13 protein-coding genes, 1 tRNA gene and 1 pseudogene are annotated in these 17,015 nt (G+C 64.1%); 1 reads left to right on the forward strand and 14 read right to left on the reverse strand.

The features are described from left to right. Window position 1: 1 nt before the first annotated feature. Window positions 2-1,198: an ArgS-related anticodon-binding protein NrtL gene (nrtL, locus tag E4U92_RS19905; protein ID WP_137301794.1), complete on the reverse strand. Its 1,197-nt coding sequence runs from the start codon at window positions 1,196-1,198 to the stop codon at window positions 2-4. Between the two features lie 136 nt (window positions 1,199-1,334). Next, the gene (locus E4U92_RS19910; RefSeq protein WP_373311569.1) at window positions 1,335-1,847 is read right to left on the reverse strand and encodes a response regulator; all 513 of its coding nucleotides are present in this window, start codon (window positions 1,845-1,847) and stop codon (window positions 1,335-1,337) included. A 229-nt stretch (window positions 1,848-2,076) separates the two neighbouring features. Between E4U92_RS19910 and E4U92_RS19915 the strand changes: the two genes are divergently transcribed. Continuing rightward, window positions 2,077-2,148 (forward strand) — tRNA-Arg (locus E4U92_RS19915). 175 nt (window positions 2,149-2,323) lie between these two features. On the opposite strand, the gene E4U92_RS36690 is transcribed toward E4U92_RS19915, so the two are convergent. The 12 genes and pseudogenes from E4U92_RS36690 to E4U92_RS19975 all read right to left on the reverse strand — a co-directional run bounded on the left by E4U92_RS36690 (window position 2,324) and on the right by E4U92_RS19975 (window position 16,848). After that, entirely contained in the window at window positions 2,324-2,707 is a 384-nt protein-coding gene (locus tag E4U92_RS36690; RefSeq protein ID WP_137301795.1) for a DUF6083 domain-containing protein, read from the reverse strand. 196 nt (window positions 2,708-2,903) lie between these two features. After that, a pseudogene (locus E4U92_RS19925) lies at window positions 2,904-4,276 on the reverse strand (tyrosine-type recombinase/integrase). Beyond that, window positions 4,273-4,437 (reverse strand): helix-turn-helix transcriptional regulator, encoded by a 165-nt coding sequence (locus E4U92_RS36695; protein ID WP_137301796.1) that lies wholly within the window; start codon window positions 4,435-4,437, stop codon window positions 4,273-4,275. Before E4U92_RS36695 ends, E4U92_RS19925 begins: the two are co-directional and overlap by 4 nt. Then, window positions 4,412-4,627: a helix-turn-helix domain-containing protein gene (locus E4U92_RS19935; protein ID WP_338326447.1), complete on the reverse strand. Its 216-nt coding sequence runs from the start codon at window positions 4,625-4,627 to the stop codon at window positions 4,412-4,414. The genes E4U92_RS36695 and E4U92_RS19935 overlap by 26 nt, the downstream gene beginning before the upstream one ends. 273 nt (window positions 4,628-4,900) lie before the next feature. Continuing rightward, entirely contained in the window at window positions 4,901-6,259 is a 1,359-nt protein-coding gene (locus E4U92_RS19940) for a serine/threonine-protein kinase (RefSeq protein ID WP_229862864.1), read from the reverse strand. After that, window positions 6,240-8,378, reverse strand: coding sequence for an AIPR family protein (locus E4U92_RS19945; RefSeq protein WP_137301798.1), 2,139 nt, complete (start codon window positions 8,376-8,378; stop codon window positions 6,240-6,242). Before E4U92_RS19945 ends, E4U92_RS19940 begins: the two co-directional genes overlap by 20 nt. A gap of 65 nt (window positions 8,379-8,443) precedes the next feature. After that, window positions 8,444-9,235 carry an SAVMC3_10250 family protein gene (locus tag E4U92_RS19950; RefSeq protein ID WP_268253531.1) on the reverse strand — a complete coding sequence of 264 codons (792 nt, stop codon included), beginning with the start codon at window positions 9,233-9,235 and terminating at the stop codon, window positions 8,444-8,446. Between the two features lie 326 nt (window positions 9,236-9,561). Further along, entirely contained in the window at window positions 9,562-9,903 is a 342-nt protein-coding gene (locus E4U92_RS19955; protein WP_229862837.1) for a hypothetical protein, read from the reverse strand. Between the two features lie 163 nt (window positions 9,904-10,066). Beyond that, on the reverse strand, window positions 10,067-13,210 hold the full coding sequence (locus E4U92_RS19960) for a type I restriction endonuclease subunit R (RefSeq protein ID WP_137301800.1): 3,144 nt from the start codon (window positions 13,208-13,210) through the stop codon (window positions 10,067-10,069). Then, entirely contained in the window at window positions 13,210-14,457 is a 1,248-nt protein-coding gene (locus E4U92_RS19965; protein WP_206666478.1) for a restriction endonuclease subunit S, read from the reverse strand. The genes E4U92_RS19960 and E4U92_RS19965 overlap by 1 nt, the downstream gene beginning before the upstream one ends. Then, window positions 14,454-16,199 carry a type I restriction-modification system subunit M gene (locus E4U92_RS19970; RefSeq protein ID WP_137301801.1) on the reverse strand — a complete coding sequence of 582 codons (1,746 nt, stop codon included), beginning with the start codon at window positions 16,197-16,199 and terminating at the stop codon, window positions 14,454-14,456. The genes E4U92_RS19965 and E4U92_RS19970 overlap by 4 nt, the downstream gene beginning before the upstream one ends. A 304-nt stretch (window positions 16,200-16,503) precedes the next feature. Next, window positions 16,504-16,848 (reverse strand): hypothetical protein, encoded by a 345-nt coding sequence (locus tag E4U92_RS19975; RefSeq protein WP_137301802.1) that lies wholly within the window; start codon window positions 16,846-16,848, stop codon window positions 16,504-16,506. Window positions 16,849-17,015 lie beyond the last annotated feature (167 nt).

Raw genomic sequence — 17,015 nt, forward strand, 5'->3', positions numbered from 1 at the left:
CTCAGAGGTGGTCGGGGGCGTCGATGCCGAGCAGGGACAGGCCGCCGGCCAGCACCGTCCCGGCGGCGTCGGCGAGCGCGAGCCGGGCACGGTGGGCGGCCGAGGGTTTCTCCGCACCGCGGGGCAGCACGGTGGGCAGGAAGGGGATCACGGCGTCGGCGAGGGTGACGAGGTGCCGGGTGAGGCGGGAGGGGGTGCCGGGGTCGGGACGGGTCGCATCCGCGGGGACCACGGAGGAGAGGAGGCGGGGGTGGTCGGCGAGGAGGCGGAGGAGGGCGGCCTCGGCCGGGCCTGGCGGAGTGTCGAGGTCGGGGGCGGGGGTGGGGTGGGGTGGGGAGCCGAGGTCGGCGGCGCTGGCGGGGGGCTGGGGTGCGAGGTCGAGGTCAGCGGCCGTCGGCTTGGGTGCGAGGCCGAGGTCCGCGTCGGCGGGGGGCTGGGGTGTGAAGCCGAGGTCGGCGGCGTTGCGGTGGACGGCGCGGGTGCGGGCGTGGGCGTACCGCACCCGGAAGAGGGGGTTGCTCTCGCGCTGCACGAGGTGGTCGGCGCTGATGCGGGGCCGGTCATGGGGGGCGGGGTGCAACAGGGCCCAGCGAGCGGCGTCGGGGCCGAGGGGGGTGGGGTCCTCCGGGGCGGGGAGGGGACGGAGGACCAGGCTCCCGTCGCTGACGGGCAGCGGTCGCGCCGACGTGGGCGCCGTTGGAGCCGTACGGAACTCCTCGTGCTGGACTTCGACCCGGCCGCCCTGCGAGGCGACGATGCGGGAGAGACAGTCGGCGAGGACTTCGGCGCGTACGTCGTAGGAGACGCGGACGACGAAGACGCGCCCGGCGAGGAGGTCGGAGTACCCGTATCGCGGCCCTTCCTCCAGCACGCGCTGCACGAGGCCGGAGCCGGTGCCGCGGTCGAGTCGGATGTTGAGGAAGCCGGGGCCGGTGATCTCGACGTCACGGATGCCGGCGGCGTGGACGAGGTGGGGCCGGAGCACTTCGGCGACGCGCAGCGGGGGCTGCCCGGCGGGCCGGGCGAGCTGGAGGGCGACGTTGGTGGCGTAGTCGCCGTGACCGCCGGGCCTGGGGGGAGCGACGGAGACGCGCCGCGGGAGGTCGGGGAGCCCGTGCAGATCCACGGCGAGGTCCCCGGCGTCGACGGCACGCCGGACGGCGTGCAGCACGGTGCGGGAGAGCTCGACGGGGGTCACGGGACAAGGGTAGGGGAGGAGGGGGGTGGCAAGGCGAGCCGGTTTGAGGGAGGTCCCGGGATGTGGGACGGGGTGATGGGGCGGAGCCGGGCGACCTGGCTGGCTGGCGATCGGCTCGGAGCGGGGACGGGCGGACCTAGCTGCCGGCCTGGCTGGGGGTGGTGCTGGATGCAGAGGCGGTACTGGGATCGTCACCGGCGGCGCTGCCGCGGGTGACATCACCGGGCCGGACGGCGCTACTGCCCTCGACGGGCGTGCGCTCCAACAACCGGCGGACGAGGGAGACGAGCTCGGCGGGCTCGAAGGGCTTGGCGAGGAAGGCGTCGACGCCGACTTCGAGGCCGGCGTCGAGCTCGTACTGGGTGCAGGCGCTGACGATGGCGAGGGGAAGGTCGCGGGTGAGGGGGTCGGCACGGAGCCGGGCGGCGGTGCTGAGCCCGTCGAGCCGGGGCATCACGACGTCGAGGGTGACGAGGTCGGGCCGGACCTGATGAACGACTTCCAGACATTCGGCACCATCGGCCGCGGTCACGACCTCGAGCCCCTCGAGCTCGAGATTGACCCTGATCAGCTGGCGGATGACCTTGTTGTCGTCCACAACGAGAACCCGCCCCGACGCGCCTGGCACAACTCGAGAGTAGGTCGACACCGGCCACCGCGTCCGGGTTTTCCTGACTTCTGCCTCGTGAGGGGGATGGGAGGGGGTGCGCGGGGGCGTGGGCCGTGGGGGCGGGCGCCGTTCTCCGAGCCGGGAGCCAAGAGCGGCAGGCCGAGGGCCCGCAGACGCACCCGCCTCCACGAAAAGTGGTTCATGACCACCCCGGCGGAGCTGGTAGTGTTCTACCCGTCGCCGCGAGCAACAAGCTCCACACCGACACGCCCCCGTAGCTCAGGGGATAGAGCAACGGCCTCCGGAGCCGTGTGCGCAGGTTCGAATCCTGCCGGGGGCACCTTGATTCAGGTGCCCAAAGACCCCGTCACCAGCGGAAACGCTGAGGCCGGGGTCTTCGCGTATGTGCAGGCGTATGTCACCCAGAGCGGCCATATGCCGGGGGCTGTGGACTATTCGTGGACAGGTTCTTGAGGCATCTTCCCAAGTCAGCCCCGCGATTTCCGAGGTAGGGCTCAGCCGGCGTCCGGCCACTCCTCCGGAGGTGAAGGGGGCTTAGGGTCATCTCGTCGCTCAGCCTGCCGCGCGTTCTCCCCGCGCAGGCTCGTCAGCCACGGCCACAGATCGGGCAGCGGCTGCGCCGGGCAGGCTAGGCGGTGCTCGATCCGACACCGCTGGAACTGATCCGGCGGACACACCCCGTAGACCGTCACGCGGCCATCGGACAGCTCGATCCACCGGTGCTCCGCCGGGACTGTGTGAGCCAGCGGGTGCATGTCCGGCTCCAGTAGCACCCAGTCCTGTTCGAGCGTCGCCACTCGGTCCTGTAACAGCCCGCAATGGGGGCAGCGAGTTTGCCCGCCGCCTAATCGCCGCGGTTTTTCCTGTAAGACGCCCATACCGTGAGGGTCGCCAGCCCGGCAGTCTTGGCGTAGAGCGCGAACCGGACGCAATTCCTGGGGCGACCGTCCGCCAGCGGGACGAAATACGCCCCGTCAGGTGCAGCCAGCAACTAACGGCCGACAGCACACGGCCGAGACACGGCGAAGCCCTCCGGCCCAAGCGGGCTGGAGGGCTAACGGCCTACGCGCGAGATCATTCGTACTCGCGCAGCAGATCTTCAATCTTGCGGTTGGCGATCTCTTGCCGCCCATCGATGCACTTGGCGTAACGGCTCAGCAGGACCTCAACGCTATTTCCCGCCCGTTCGGCGACCTCCGTCGGATCCACCCCGGAGTTGAGCCAGGTCGACAGCGCCGAGTGCCGAAGGTCATACGGGCGAGCAGCGAGCGGTGAGGCGACCGCAGCCGGCGGAAGCGCCAGCGCACGGGCCTCCTGCCACACGCGGTAATACGTCGAGGAACCGACCACTCCCCCACGCTCATTGGTGAACAGTCGCCCGTCCTCCGCAGTGCCGAACGTGTCGAGGTGCTCCCGTAGGAGGGTGACGAGCTGGGGTGGAACCGGGACGAGCCGAACCTCTTCCGCCGGGCGGTTCTTGAGGCCTCGGTCGTCGTGGGTCTCGCCGGAATCGGTCCACTGCTTCCCGACGCTGGGGCGCGTTCGGTTCAGCAGCAGTGTTCCCCAGCCAGTCTCGGGCAGCTTCAGGTCCGCATTCGTGAGGCCGACTGCCTCAGCCGGACGCAAGGCGCCGTAATACATGCAGGCGAACAGGCCGACGAGCCGGCGGCCACGCGCCCGGCCGTACCCACCGACGTAGGAGACCGCCGTCAGCAGAGAACGGGCCTGCGCCGGATTGGCGACCACCCGAGGGTCAACCTCCCCGACCACCTTCGGCTTCTTCCAACGAATACTCGCGATCGGATTCTCTTCAAACTCCCCGAGGTCGACTGCATAGTGCAGCGCGTTGACGAGCGTCCGCCGCTTGCGCCGGACGGTTTCCGCAGCGGCCGCCGTCCCATCAAGCTTCAGCCTGAGGGAGTCCAGGACCGCCCTGCCGATCGCAGCGTCCCCGAGGTCCGAGAGCGGACGCGATGCTTTGGCCACCCAGTGCAAGGCGTTGGCGACGTCGGGCGGCAAGTCGCGCTCGTCCGGTCCGGGAAGGACAAAAGCCCAGTTGCGCAGCGCCCTCCTGATCAGGTCCTCGGGCGGCTGTCCCGGACGTTCATCGAGAAGGGCCATCGTCACGGCGGTCAGGGACTCATTGATCCCGTTACGCGTGTTCGGCGCCGCATGCGGCCACTTCATGGCCAAGTACTTGAGGGCGAAGGCGTACCAGGTCATGGAGGCCGCCTTCTCGACCATCGAATCTGGCAGGCCCGTCCCCTGTCGAACTCTTCGCCAGCATGCGCGGCCTGGAGAAGTTTCGACCGGTAGTGATCCGCAAGGCCCTTGGTGCGGAACTGTTCGGAGAAGACGTTTCCGGCAACAGTCCACCGGACGTCATAGGACGACTTCTTAGTGTTCCTCTTGCGGACGCCCCACACCTTAACGTCGAGTGACTTCATGCCGCCGCCTCCAACTGCCGCAACCACGTGGTGAAGTCGCTCCGCCAAACGCGCAATTCTCCATTCGGCAGCTTGAAGGCTGTGGGCCCCATCCCAAGCTCGCGCCAGCGGTAGAACGTACGCCGCCCGCCCAACTCATCGAGGATCTGCGGGACTGTCATCAGCTGCGCGGGACAGACGACCCAAGACGTCAACACTGGGGACCATCCGGCCCGTCTCCACCTTCGACACGGTCGGCTGGCCAACTCCCGCCAGCTGCGCCAGCGTGGCACCAGTCAGACCAGCCTCGGTACGAAGCCCGCGAAGACGCGTCCCGAGCGCCTTCATTCGATCCTGCCGCTCACTCCCCATGACCAGGTTCTACACCACGAGGCAGAGGAGCCCAGGACCCCAAGGCGCGAGGACCATCCGATCCAGACGCCTCACCTTGATCAGCTGTTACAGGTTTCCCTACCTCATCAAGGCGGCTCGCTCCGCTCACCGCGCGCGGCCCGGCCCCCGGCCGGGCCTGCGCTCCTGTCTCCGCCCCGCTCCAGCCCGGCCGGCGCCCGTACCGCGCTCTTGAAACTGCGGCTCGGTGGGAGCGAGCCACGAGCGGAGACTCGGCCTGCTGCTGAAGAAGGGTTAGCCGAGCGATGCTCGAGTCAATGCCCTACGAACATCCACGATCATCTGTGCGTCCTCCGGGCGACTCACCGCGGTCAAGACCCTGTAGACGTCCGCGAGCTCGCTGATGCCGTGTTGATCTCCTATGTCAAGGAGTAACTGCCCAACCTGAAAGCGGACTTCGAGCAGAAGACGGTCGTCAGGTGAGCTCCGCGCGCTCAACTGTTCCGCGAGCGTTCGCAGACCCTTCAGTGCCTCTTCCTGAAGTCCAAGGTGCGCCTGACAGCGCGCATGTCTGAAGCGGCACTTCGCGGCCTCGTCAACATACTCCGAGCCGAGTTCTTCCAACTCTTGCGCAAGGCTAGCGAACATCGGCATGGACTGGGCAATCAAGCCCTCGTCGAAGAGCGCTTGGGCTTGCGTAACTCGCACCTCTACCGGGAGGATTTCGGCCATAGCGCGGCTTGGACTGTGTAACGCCGGGACCCGGACAGCCATGTGCGAGGACGTGACAACAGACTCTTCAGGCTCCAGAGGCTGTGAGCTGATCCGCTCTCGAAACTCACGGGCTGTCGCCGGCCGGTCGCTTGCCCGTTTCTCTAGTCCAGCCATGATCACAGACTCCAGCCCCGGGTTGACCCCGGGGCAGAGCACACTGACCGGTATCGGTGCGTGGTACTGGTGGTGGTACATGACCCTGGCAGCGTCGCCAATGAACGGCGGAACACCTGTTAGAAGTTCGTACAGCAAGCATGAAAGGGAGTACAGGTCACTGCGCGGATTGACATCGCGTCCTTCACACTGTTCGGGAGGCATATATGCAACCGTCCCCAGCACCCTGTTGTGCTGGGTCAATCGTGCATAGTCTGTCCTGAATATCCTGGCCACGCCAAAGTCAAGAATCATCACTCGCCGGTAGTCGGTCAACATGATGTTTGCCGGCTTAAGGTCGCGATGGATAACGGGAATTGCGTGCGTATACTCAAGAATGTGACATATCTGAACAGCGATGGATACGACCTCGTCTTCGGGCAGGCGACCTCTTTCCTCGACGATTTCTGTCAGATCCTGCCCGAGAACAAGCTCCATCACGAGATAGGGCTCGCCCGCCTCGGGGTCCAGGCGGGCGTCGTGCAATGTCGGGATGCCATGGTGTCGCAGTCGCGCTAGCAACTCAGCCTCGCGTTCGAAGCGCCGGATCACGTCCTCTGGAGCCCGCGGATCGAGTAGCTCGCGGTGGATCAACTTGACGGCGACAGCGCGACGCGCTTCAGAGTCGTGTGCCAACCACACTTCTCCCATCGCACCGCCGCCGATTCGCTGGCGAAGCTCGTAGCGCTCGTTTAGGACGCGGGCGTCACTTCGCACCAGGACCATCACTCGCTATGTCTTCGCCAGTCAACAGTTCGCTTGCAAGGTCGGCTAGTGTGCCCTCGCCCGGCACGTACCAGCTTCTCGTACCAGCTACTGCAACTGGGTGCTCGTCCCAGTGAGCCTCCTCCCAGATCCGGAACACCAAGCCGCTCGGTGAGTAGCGCTGCTCGTCCACAGCCCAGACCAAGGGCTTGCGGTGGTCGTTAACCCAGGAAGCCAGGTACCGCTCTGGGGACTCGCTGAGCCACTCGTTAAGTGCTTCACGTTCCGGGGCACTGTTCGGGCGGTAGACCAGCGGCGTCCCGTCTTCGATGCGGCCATGTTGAACCAGCAAAGGAACGGCGTTTGGGCGTCGTCGACGAGTTGGCTGTCCTGAATGCGGAAGCCCTCGGTCCGCGCCATGCTGCAAGGACTCCAGCACACTCGATGCCAATCGACGGCAACTCTCCTCATCGCGGAAGATGCGAGTGAGTAGGGCATATTGGCCGTACTGGGCGTTCAGCTGATCAATAAGCGAAAATAGAAGGCCTTCGGTCCGCTTGAGAGTTGCTTGCTGCCTGGCATCCCACTCGTCGCCGGATTCATCGATGCCATCGTTGCCGGTCAGTTGGAAGGCGATGTGCGTGATGAGCAAATCAGCTTGATCGGCGACCACCTGGTCGTGGCCTTCAAGCCGGGCAGCTAAGGTCGCCAGCGCATCGCGGACCCCGCGCATAAGCCCGACTGACCGCCAGATCTGTAGTGCAGTCGGAGGGCTGCCAAAGAGTTGAGTATAGATCCCGCGGGGGCCTTGACTCCACAAGACATTATTGTCTTTGCAGACGCGGGCGACTACGGCAGCGTCGGGATAGGCGCAGGCGAGAGCAAATGCCGCCTCGGCCACGGTGCATCCTGCGGCGGGTGCAGGCTCCAGCTCGCCGCGTTTGAGGACGTATGTTTTGCGGAGGGACAGAGCGAAATCCTGGCGGATGATCCCCTGCTGAGGGTCGAGCGCGGCGAAGTCTCTTGGCTCGACATGGTTCTGCGTATTGGTGGCTTGGGTAATCCGATGCGCCAGATCATCCGGAGCACCGTCCAAACAGATGACTCGGAGCGAGACGCGCGCCTCCATTACCGCATCGGGATTCAACCCGTACGCGTAATGGACAGAGGCGACCGACTGTGCGCCGTTGACGACTCGGGCATTGACCAGCTCCAGCCGTACAGGCTGACCTACCGCGCGTCTGGCGAAGTAGCCCACTCTTATCGAGTCGCACAATACCGTGACGCCATTGTTAAAGTACCAGAACTCGTGAGGGTTGTTCAGCAGACTGTCGATGATGGCACGGTTGGCATTGGTCAAACCCAGTGGATAGCGAACGTTTTGATCGAAGAGCCGGCGGCCGTTCTCCTCGTACCAACTAGCAAGTTCGTCAGCGCCCACCGTACCCAGATAGGTCTGGTAAGGGGTGGGGTTCATGTGCCAACCCTCGGACAGCGTGGCGGTAACCGATACTGGCTCAGGAAGCACGCCACGCCGTACAGCAGAATGAAAGTCAGCGGCGCCAAGGAACCGGAAATCAAGAACCTCTTGTCCTTGATTGAAGTCCGACGCCGCCTCGTCCAAGAGATCTCGGCCCTCGGAGGAAATTTCGGTGTCGCCTATGGCGGCGAGAACCAGATGAATTTTACAGTTTGGCGCCTTGAGTGCCACATCGAGTTGATCGACCAGTGGGTCAAATCTCGCATTGAAGCGATCATACCGAAGATTGACAAGCCGCCTTAGGCCGTTGAGTAGCCGCAAAATTCCCGCACTGTCAAAGCGGGCTCTTCCGACGTCACTCCAACGTGCCTGGATCAACCAGATTTCAGCCGTTTCAGATGCTACTAGTACGGCGTCAATACCGTTATCGTCGACCCCATCCGTGACGGCATTTGCCGCCTCGGCTGTCGTGCATCCCGCGACCAGTTGCACTGCCTTCGCGGCCAACGCGCGAGTGAGGAAAACCGTCTCTTGATGTTTCTGGGGGGCGGTGGATACGTCGGTCAGGTCCAGAAGGCCGGCGAACTCGTTAGTCAGGGCCCGACGTACCTGTCGGACTTGCACCGGTAGGCCTTGAAGTTCGTCAGTTTGGTCATCCACGGCGGCCTCCCTTCAGGATGGTTCTGTGACACGCGGCCTACGCTCATACCGCGCGTCGAGCTGAACTAATTCCCGTATTCCACGATGAGGGGGCTCGCCACCAGGCAGCCCATCTCGGTGGCGGTCTCCGGCAGTAGCGTGCTGACTCGGGCGTAGCCGAACATCAAGGCATGGGTACTGGCTTCGCTGGTCTCGGCGTCCACGGCCGCAAGCAGGTCACGGATACCGCTGCGCTGCACAGACATCGGGGACATTGGTGAAATTTCCTCGGCTGCCCCGGTACCCGATTCGAGTGGGTCGTGAGCGTGAGCCAGCGCACTGACGACTTGGCCGGCGTTGGTGACGAAGATCGTGCCAGCACTGTGGCCGCTGCCTTCGAGGCCAGTCAACGCTGGCCCATCGACCTGGATCGGCGGGCGACCAAGCAGGTGTCGGGCGGAGCCGTGCAGAAGCAACCGACGGCTGGTGTCAGGCTGACGAGGTGACGCCGAGTCTGGGGCCGGGTCCACGAACAGTACGAGGTCTTGGTGTCGGCCCCGAAGGGTGACCCAGTTCAGCGGTGCCTCGAACTGGACCCAACGACCTGGGGTGAGATCCGGTTCCGTATACCAGGCTGTGTGACGATCCAGCTCCTTCTCCACGCGCTCCAGGTGGCGCCGTAGGTTGCGAGCGTTGTCCGGGGCGGGCGTCTCGACATTGATCCCGGCGAGGGATACTCCAGCGTGCAGCTTGACGGTTGGGAGGGCGCGGCGAGGCTCTGGGAGGAACTCGTTCAGCTTTCCCTCGGACAAGTAGACAACCTCACGCACTGATCCCCCCAGCTGCTCTGTGCACGGTGCCGTTTCTCTGTGCGCCATCCTGCCATGACCTTGTCGTCAGCGAGCTGAGATTGTGTTACGAGATCAAGGCCCCAGAACCGTGTGCTGCTCACTCACCGCGGAAGGACTGACCGACGACGCGGCAACGTGGCTGAGGCCGGTGGGGGTGCAGCGAGGCACACGCGCGCCCAGTCGGTCGACGCAACCGCCGTCGTGGTTGACTATCGTCGGCTGAGGTTCGTGCCACAACCATGCCAGATGCAGGGGTCATCCACGGTCAACGCCGGTGCTCCGCGGTCGAGTCGCCGCCCGCTTCCTCGGCCGACGAAGCCGCAGCTCAGGTCCAGGATCACCCAGCCTCTCTCCTAAAGTGGGTGTCCAACGGTGTCACTGAGTCCACACCCGCTGGAAGTCTTCGACAGGGATGGCTCCAGCGGGTCCTCTTCAAGGTCGAGCGCCTGGTCCGTCAGGAACCCGTGCTCGTCTACCAGGTGCTCCCAGCTGTACCGGTGAAGCCGGCCGGCCGGAGTCAGTTCGGCCTGCTTGATGGCGATCAACTCACCGCGGTCGGGTACGGCCTCGAAGTACCACAAGCCGCCCTCCTCGTCAGCGTGGCGAAAGTGGTGCCGCAGGGTGGCCCTCTCATCAAGAGATCGGAAGTACGCCACGCTCTGCTTCGATGCGCTCCAGGTCAACCACAGGATCATCGTGCCAGCGAGCGCGTGCGGTTGCACCGTTCTGACATCCACAGGTGACATCAACGGCCCTGAACATCAGCGCTCCCAGGTGATCCTGCACGGCTGTCGTGACCAGGCGCCTCCCCGACAGTGCCGAGGGGCGATCGAACTCCTAAAGCGGGTGTCGCGGAATCTAAGAATCCACCTGCTGATCGACTGCTGCTTCGTAAAAGGCATCCGCGAGGGCGATGATGATCGCGTTGATAGCCGGCCCGTCGGTGAAGAAGTAGTCGGCCATCGTGTTGTGGGCGTCCTGGTTGTCTGCGACTGCCTCCGTGACGGCCGCTTGGAAATCTGGCGACTCCAGGAACTGCTTCTTGGAGTTCGCCTTGGTTTGCTTGACCAGGTTGGGGTCGGCGAGCAACCGCTCGACGAGACCCTGCACGAACTCCCTGATCTGCGATGCGGTGAACGATTCGGCGCCGAAGAGGTCGTTCATCTTGTCTATGACGACCTGGAGCGCGACGTATTTCGGATCCTTCTTCGTGCCTGTGCCGGCGGCGCTGATGCCCTTCAGTTGCCCGTCGCCCACGAGTGAGATGTCGACCGGGATCGCCTTGTTATGCTTGACCCCGACCAGCATCACGTCGGAGAGGTTCACGTTGGCCGCCCAAGAGGACTCGGCAATCACCTTTTCCAGCAGGCGCAGGTAGATCGAGAGCATCTCCATGTAGGGATCGCCGTAGTCGACGATCTGAGACATGAAGTCATAGAGACGTATGTAGGTGGAGACATCCTTACGGAACAGGTCGAGCGCCTGGAGCGTGACCTTGTCCTCATCCTCGATGGCTCCCGCGTAACGGCGCCGGAAGTCGTGCTGCGCCGGGCTGATCGCCGCCGAAAGCGCGTTGTTGCCCTTCCGGGTCACCCACAGCTCGGCGACCTTACGGACATCGTCCTCGGTATAGATTCCGGCCTGAGCAAGCTTGTTGGCCAGGTGGACGACGACGTACGGATCTGTCTCGGTCTCGAGAGTCGCGTTCTTGAAGTACGGCTCGAAGGCCGCCCTGATGTCGTCGGGCTTGTTGGCGAAGTCGATGACGAACGTCTTGCGCTTCTGCTCCCCACCGGCAGTGCGGTGAGTGCGATTGAGCCGCGAGAGAGTCTGCACCGCGGCGACCCCTGACAGCTTCTTGTCGACGTACATCGCCGAGAGCAGGGGCTGATCGAAGCCAGTCTGGAACTTGCTGGCGACCAGCATGATTTTGTACGTATCGCCCTTGAACGCAGCCGCCAGATCAGCCCCGGAGCCGGGGTTCATGTTGGCCTCGGTGAACTCGTCGTCCTTCGACGGCTGCGGGCCCCAGTCGCTGTGCCAGGTCTCGTCCTCGGCCATCATCACCCCGGCGGAGAAGGCGACCAAAGTGCGGTAGTTGTATGAGGCGTCCTCGACGCGGCGCTTGGCGATGTAGGCGTCGATGGCCAGCTTGTACTTCACCGCGGACTTCCGCGAGTCCGTCACGACCATCGCCTTCGCCTTGCCTTCGAGGAGGTAGGCGACGTTGGCGTGGAAGTGCTCGACGATGATCTGCACCTTCTGGCTGATGTTCGTCGGGTGGAGCTGCACCCACCGCATCAGACCCTTGCGCGCGGCTCCCTCCTCGACCTCTCCTCCGTCACCACTTTCGGCCTTGCCAGCGATCTTCAACGCGGTGTCGTAGGACTGATAGCCCTTGAGTACGTCGAGGATGTAGCCCTCCTCGATCGCCTGCTTCATCGAGTACAGGTGGAACTCGCGCGGCTTGCCGTCGGGCCCCTTGCGACCGAACAGCTCAAGGGTCTTGTTCTTCGGCGTCGCGGTGAAGGCGAAGTAGGAGATGTTCTCCGACTCGGCCCGCTCGGTCATCTCCGAGGCCAGTACCGCCTCCACATCGACCTCGCCGCCCTCCTCGATCTCCCTGATCTCCTCAGCTGTCAGCACCTGCTTCAGCTTCGAGGAGATCTGGCCTGACTGAGAGGAGTGCGCCTCGTCGGCGATGACGGCGAACCGCTTGCCCTTCAGGCCAGCGTCGGTGCGTATCTCGTCCAGCGCATGCGGGAAAGTCTGCACCGTCACCGCGATGATCAGCTCACCGTTCTTCAACGCCTGTGCCAACAAACCCGACTTCGACTTTGCACCGGCCTTGCGGACGTCTTCGGGGCTGATCGTCGCGACGATCTTGCCGGTGCCGTCGATCTGCCGAATCGCATCCTGCAGTTGGGAGTCGAGCACAGTACGGTCCACGACCACGATGACCGAGTCGAAGACCTTCCGATCATCGACATGCAGCCGGGCCAACCGGTGGGCCGTCCAGGCGATGGTGTTTGTCTTCCCCGACCCGGCCGAGTGCTCGATCAGGTACCGCTGCCCGACACCCTCCTCCTTCACCGCTTCCACGATGCTCTTGACGGCCTCCCACTGGTGGAACCGCGGGAAGAGCAGGCTCGTACGCCGCACCGAGGTGCCGGTGGTGACGTCCCACTCTTCCTTGGTCTGCACGATCATCAGCCGCCCGATGATGTGCAGCCAGGCGTGCTTCTCCCAGACCCGTTCCCACAGGTACGCCGTCGCCGACCGTCCGTCCGCCCCGGGCGGGTTGCCGGCACCGCTGTCGAAGCCCATGTTGAACGGCAAGAAGTGGGTCTTCTCCCCCTCCAGCCTTGTGGTCATCGCCGCCAGGTTGTTCGAGACAGCGAAGTGCACCAGAGCCCGGCGCCCGGACGAGAGCAACGGCTCGGGGCGGCCATTCGTCAACGGCTTGCGATCCTGCTTGTACTGGTTGATCGCTTCGTCCAGCGACTCGGTGAAGTCAGTCTTCAGCTCCACCGTGGCCACCGGGAGCCCGTTGACAAAGAACACCAGGTCAATTTGGCGCTGGTCGGCGGTCGAGAAGTACACCTGACGCACCACCCGCACCCGCATCGCCTCGTAGTGCGCCGTCGTGGTCTCGTTGAGCGACGTCTCCGGACGGAACTGTGCCATCTTCAATCGGCCACCACCGATGTACTGCACCCCGTTGCGCAGGATGTTCAGCGTCCCACCGCCATGCTCGAGTGGCCGGTCGAGCGCCGTGGTCAGCACGTCGAGGAACTTCCCTTGCGAGCCCGCCGCCTTCAATGCCTTCTCGTACGCCGGCCTTTGCGTCTCCTCCAGCCACGCGAACAGGTCTGCAGGGAAGAGCGCCCGCTCCCTGTCGTACTCGCCACCATCACGGTCGTTCTTCGAGTACAGCCAGCCGTGATCCCGCAGGTACTCGCAAATCTCTGTCTCGAAGACCACCTCGTTGTGGTCGGCCATCACGCCGCCTCTCGTACGTCGATCTGGCCCGTCACCGCCGCCGTAATCAACGCCGACCGCCGTTCCCTGGACAGCTCGATGAACCGCTCGGCCTCGGCGATGAGCGTGTCGATCTTCGCTGTCGCTTCGCTGATCTCGGCCACGAGCCCACGCTGCTCCTCAAGCGCTGGGACCGGAACACGTAGGGAGCCGATGATGTCGGAGTTCAAGTTGTCCATCGTCGATCCAACAGAGGCGAGCGCGAGTGCATCTCGATTGCGCCGACTGCTGAACACGATGGCCCCGAACGCTGGCTCGATGAATGCCTGATTGAACCGGATAAGCGCTGATCCCGTCCCGCATAGGAAGCCCACCGCAGAAGCCTTAATGACCGCACAACGTCCAAGCTCTCCCCGCCGGGCGGCGACCAAATCACCTTCCTCAAAAGCATGGCGCGCAAGCTGTGCAGTCTTGACAGCACCGACCGCGACCCGGGGGTCAGGTACGACTTCACCTGCGACAATGTGGGACGGATTGATGACCGGCGTACCGCCATCCTCATACTCATCGGACTTCAACTGGCTGCCGAACGGCCCCGTTTGAATCAAGACTGCAACTGCCCTCAACGGCGTGTTCCAGTCAAGGAGCGCCACGCTTCGCTCTACGACCGACCATCGCCGCTCGCGGAGCAACTCGATCAGCCGCTGCTGCTCTTCGATAAGCGTGTCGATGTGGGCCGTCTCGCGGTCTAGGTAGGCGGCGATGGCGCGCTGCTCGGTCAACTGAGGCAGCAACCAAGGTCCGTCAGCCAGCTCTTCCCGATTAACCTTTGGCATCTTCACACGCATCGACATCGCGGTGGCGAAATCATGAAACGGCTTCGCAGACATGAAGTAGCGAGCGAACCGCGTGTCGATCCTGTCTGGCAGCGAGATTGCGTACATGTCCGCACTACAAAGGCAGTCCTCAACCGCAATTGCCACCTTGTTCAGAGCTGGGCGGATCTTGGAATAGAGGACCTGGCCGGCAGTGACCACATACTTTCCACTGTCAGCACCTTGGCTGGCTGCGGTTTCGCGCCCCAGGAGTCGACCAGTACCCGATTCGATATGATTCGGAGCAACCAGCACCATGGTTGACCACGGTTCCACTCGGGGATCAACCTGGCCGCTGCTGATGGCTACCTCGTAGCGAAAGCGGGACTCAACCCAGTCCTCCGGAATCGTGCCGAGCCAAGGAGAAGCGGCTTTCACATATGCCCGTCTCACCCTTCAACCTCCCGCAGCAGATCGAGGATCTTGGCGACCTGCTTCTCCAAATCGGCATCGATCTCGGCAAGCGGACGGGGCGGAACGTACTTGTAGAAGTGTCGGGTGAAGGGGATCTCATAGCCGGTCTTGGTCTTAGCCCAGTCGATCCAGGCGTCAGGCACGTGCAGCTTCACCTCCGCGTCGAAGTACGTCTGGATGACTTCGCGCTCCCCTGCCGCACCGGCGGTTGAGCCGCCGTAGGTGAAGGGTACGTTTTCGGTGTCGCGCTTTTTCGAGTCGGGCTTCGGGTTGCCCTTGCGGTCGATGACAGGGTTCCCGTCCTCGTCGAGGAGGGGACGCTCGACGGTGATGGTCCAGTAGCCGAACTCGTCGTTGCGCAGCACCTTGGAGAAATCAGGATCGGCGTCCCGGTAGTCGGCGTACAGCCGCACGATCTCGGCGCGGTCACGGTCACTGATCTCGCGTCCTTTGGATCCGAGGTTCTTGCGCATCTTGGTCCAGAACGACGTGCCGTCGATGAGCTGGACCTTACCCTGGCGGTCGGGGTGCTTAGTGTTGTCGAGAATCCAGATGTAGGTGGCAATGCCGGTGTTGAAGAACATGTTGGTTGGCAGCGCGACAATCGTCTCGACCAGGTCGTTCTCCAGCAGCCACCTGCGGATGTTGGAGGGACCGGATTCGGCAGCGCCGTTGAAGAGCGGCGAACCGTTCATGATGATGCCAACGCGGCCGCCGCCGTCCTCGGGTGCGCGCATCTTGTGGGCCAAGTGGAGCAGGAAGAGCATCTGGCCGTCCGAGGTCGCGGGGAGTCCCGGCGCGAATCGGCCGTAGGGGCCGGCGGAGTCGCGCTCCGCCTTGACCGCCTTGGCGTACTGCTTCCAATCCACCCCGTAGGGCGGGTTGGACATGCAATAGTCGAACTGGCGGCCCTTAAAAGCGTCGTCGGTGAGCGTGTTGCCAAAGGCAATGTTGGTCGCGTCGTGGCCCTTGGCGAGTAGGTCGGACTTGCAGATGGCGTACGACTGCGGGTTGTACTCTTGGCCGTATAGGGTCAGCTTCGCTTCGGGGTTCTCGGCGCGCAGGTGTTCCTCCGCCAGGGAGAGCATGCCGCCGGTGCCGGCAGTGGGGTCGTACAGCGATCGGATGATGCCGTCCTCGGTGAGGTCGACGTCCTTCTCCGCGAAGAGCAGGTCGACCAGCAACCGAATCGCGTCGCGCGGCGTGTAGTGATCTCCGGAGGTCTCGTTCGCGGCCTCGTTAAACTTGCGGATGATGTATTCGAACGCATCCCCCATGTCCGCGTTGGACACCACCTCGGGATGCAGGTCTACGGCACCGAAGGACTTGACGATCTCGCGAAGGAGCCCGGCCTTCTCCAGCGCCAAAATCTCCTTCTTGAAGTCGAAGTACTCGAAGACGTCCACGTCGGGGGAGAACCGGTCGATGTACTCGGCGAGGTTGTCCGCCAGCCCGTCGGCATCCGCCAGCAAGTTCGCGAACGCGTAGTTGGAGGTGTTGTAGAACGTCCGCCCCGTGGCCTTCTTTACCTCGATCTTGAGCCGCTTCGGGTTCTCGTACCGCGCAGCCAGCTCCCGTACCACCGCGCGGTCCGGCTCAAGTACGCAGTCGAGCCGTCTCAGGATCGTGAACGGAAGAATCACTGTCCCGTACTGGTTGGGGCGGTAGGGGCCCCGAAGCTGGTCGGCGATCGACCAGATGAAGCTACCGAGCGTGCTCACAAGGTTCCTCACGAGAATCGTCTAGCAGTGACGATCACTTTGCCAGAGACGGCAGCCACCGTCCCATGGTTCAGCCACGGGGCCCCAACGACGCCGGACGAGGACGTACACCAGCGCTTCTGTCCGGCTGTCCCCCAGACCAAAACCGTAGCCGCCGAGGGCTCGCGAACTCCTATGACGGTAGTCACCCCCTCATGGACTATCTGTGGTCGGGCCCCGGCCGAATGAGCATCTGCGCGGCCGTGACCAGCCACATTGTCCCAGACTCAAGGGCCCTCCGGAGCCGTGTGCGGGCGCGTGTGAGTCAGGTGTGGAGTTCGCGGATCAGGGTGCCGTGTTCGTCGTTGAGCTCCAGTGTGTACGTCAGTCCGAAACGGTGGAGGAGATCGGCGAGGTTGTCGAGACGGTGAGGGGCGATCACTCCGTTCAGCAGGACGTCGACACCGTCGAGGCTGTCGAGTTCTACTTCGCACCAGTCCGTGCCTACCTCATAGCCGTCCCAGGAGGACGACCTCGACCTCCAGCCGGCTCGGACGAAGTGCTCAGCGACGAGTGAGAGGTTTCGGCAGCCGTGCAGGATGCCACACACGTTGTTGCCCAACTCGGCCCACTCCGAGCTGAGCGCTTCGCCTTCTTCTGACAGGTCCACCCCTGCAGTGTGCTGGCAGTCCCTCACACGCGTCGATCTCTTCGCAGCAGGCCGGAGACCTGCGCGCCGGAGCTGCCGTCGATGCGCCCACGGTGGGCTGCCCTGAGGCGACCGTGGGGGCGGGGCCGGTTCGTGTCTGCCCCGCCCCTGCCGATGCCGGGACAGCG

Origin of the sequence: Streptomyces galbus (assembly GCF_005280195.1) — a bacterium.
Classification (GTDB): domain Bacteria; phylum Actinomycetota; class Actinomycetes; order Streptomycetales; family Streptomycetaceae; genus Streptomyces; species Streptomyces galbus.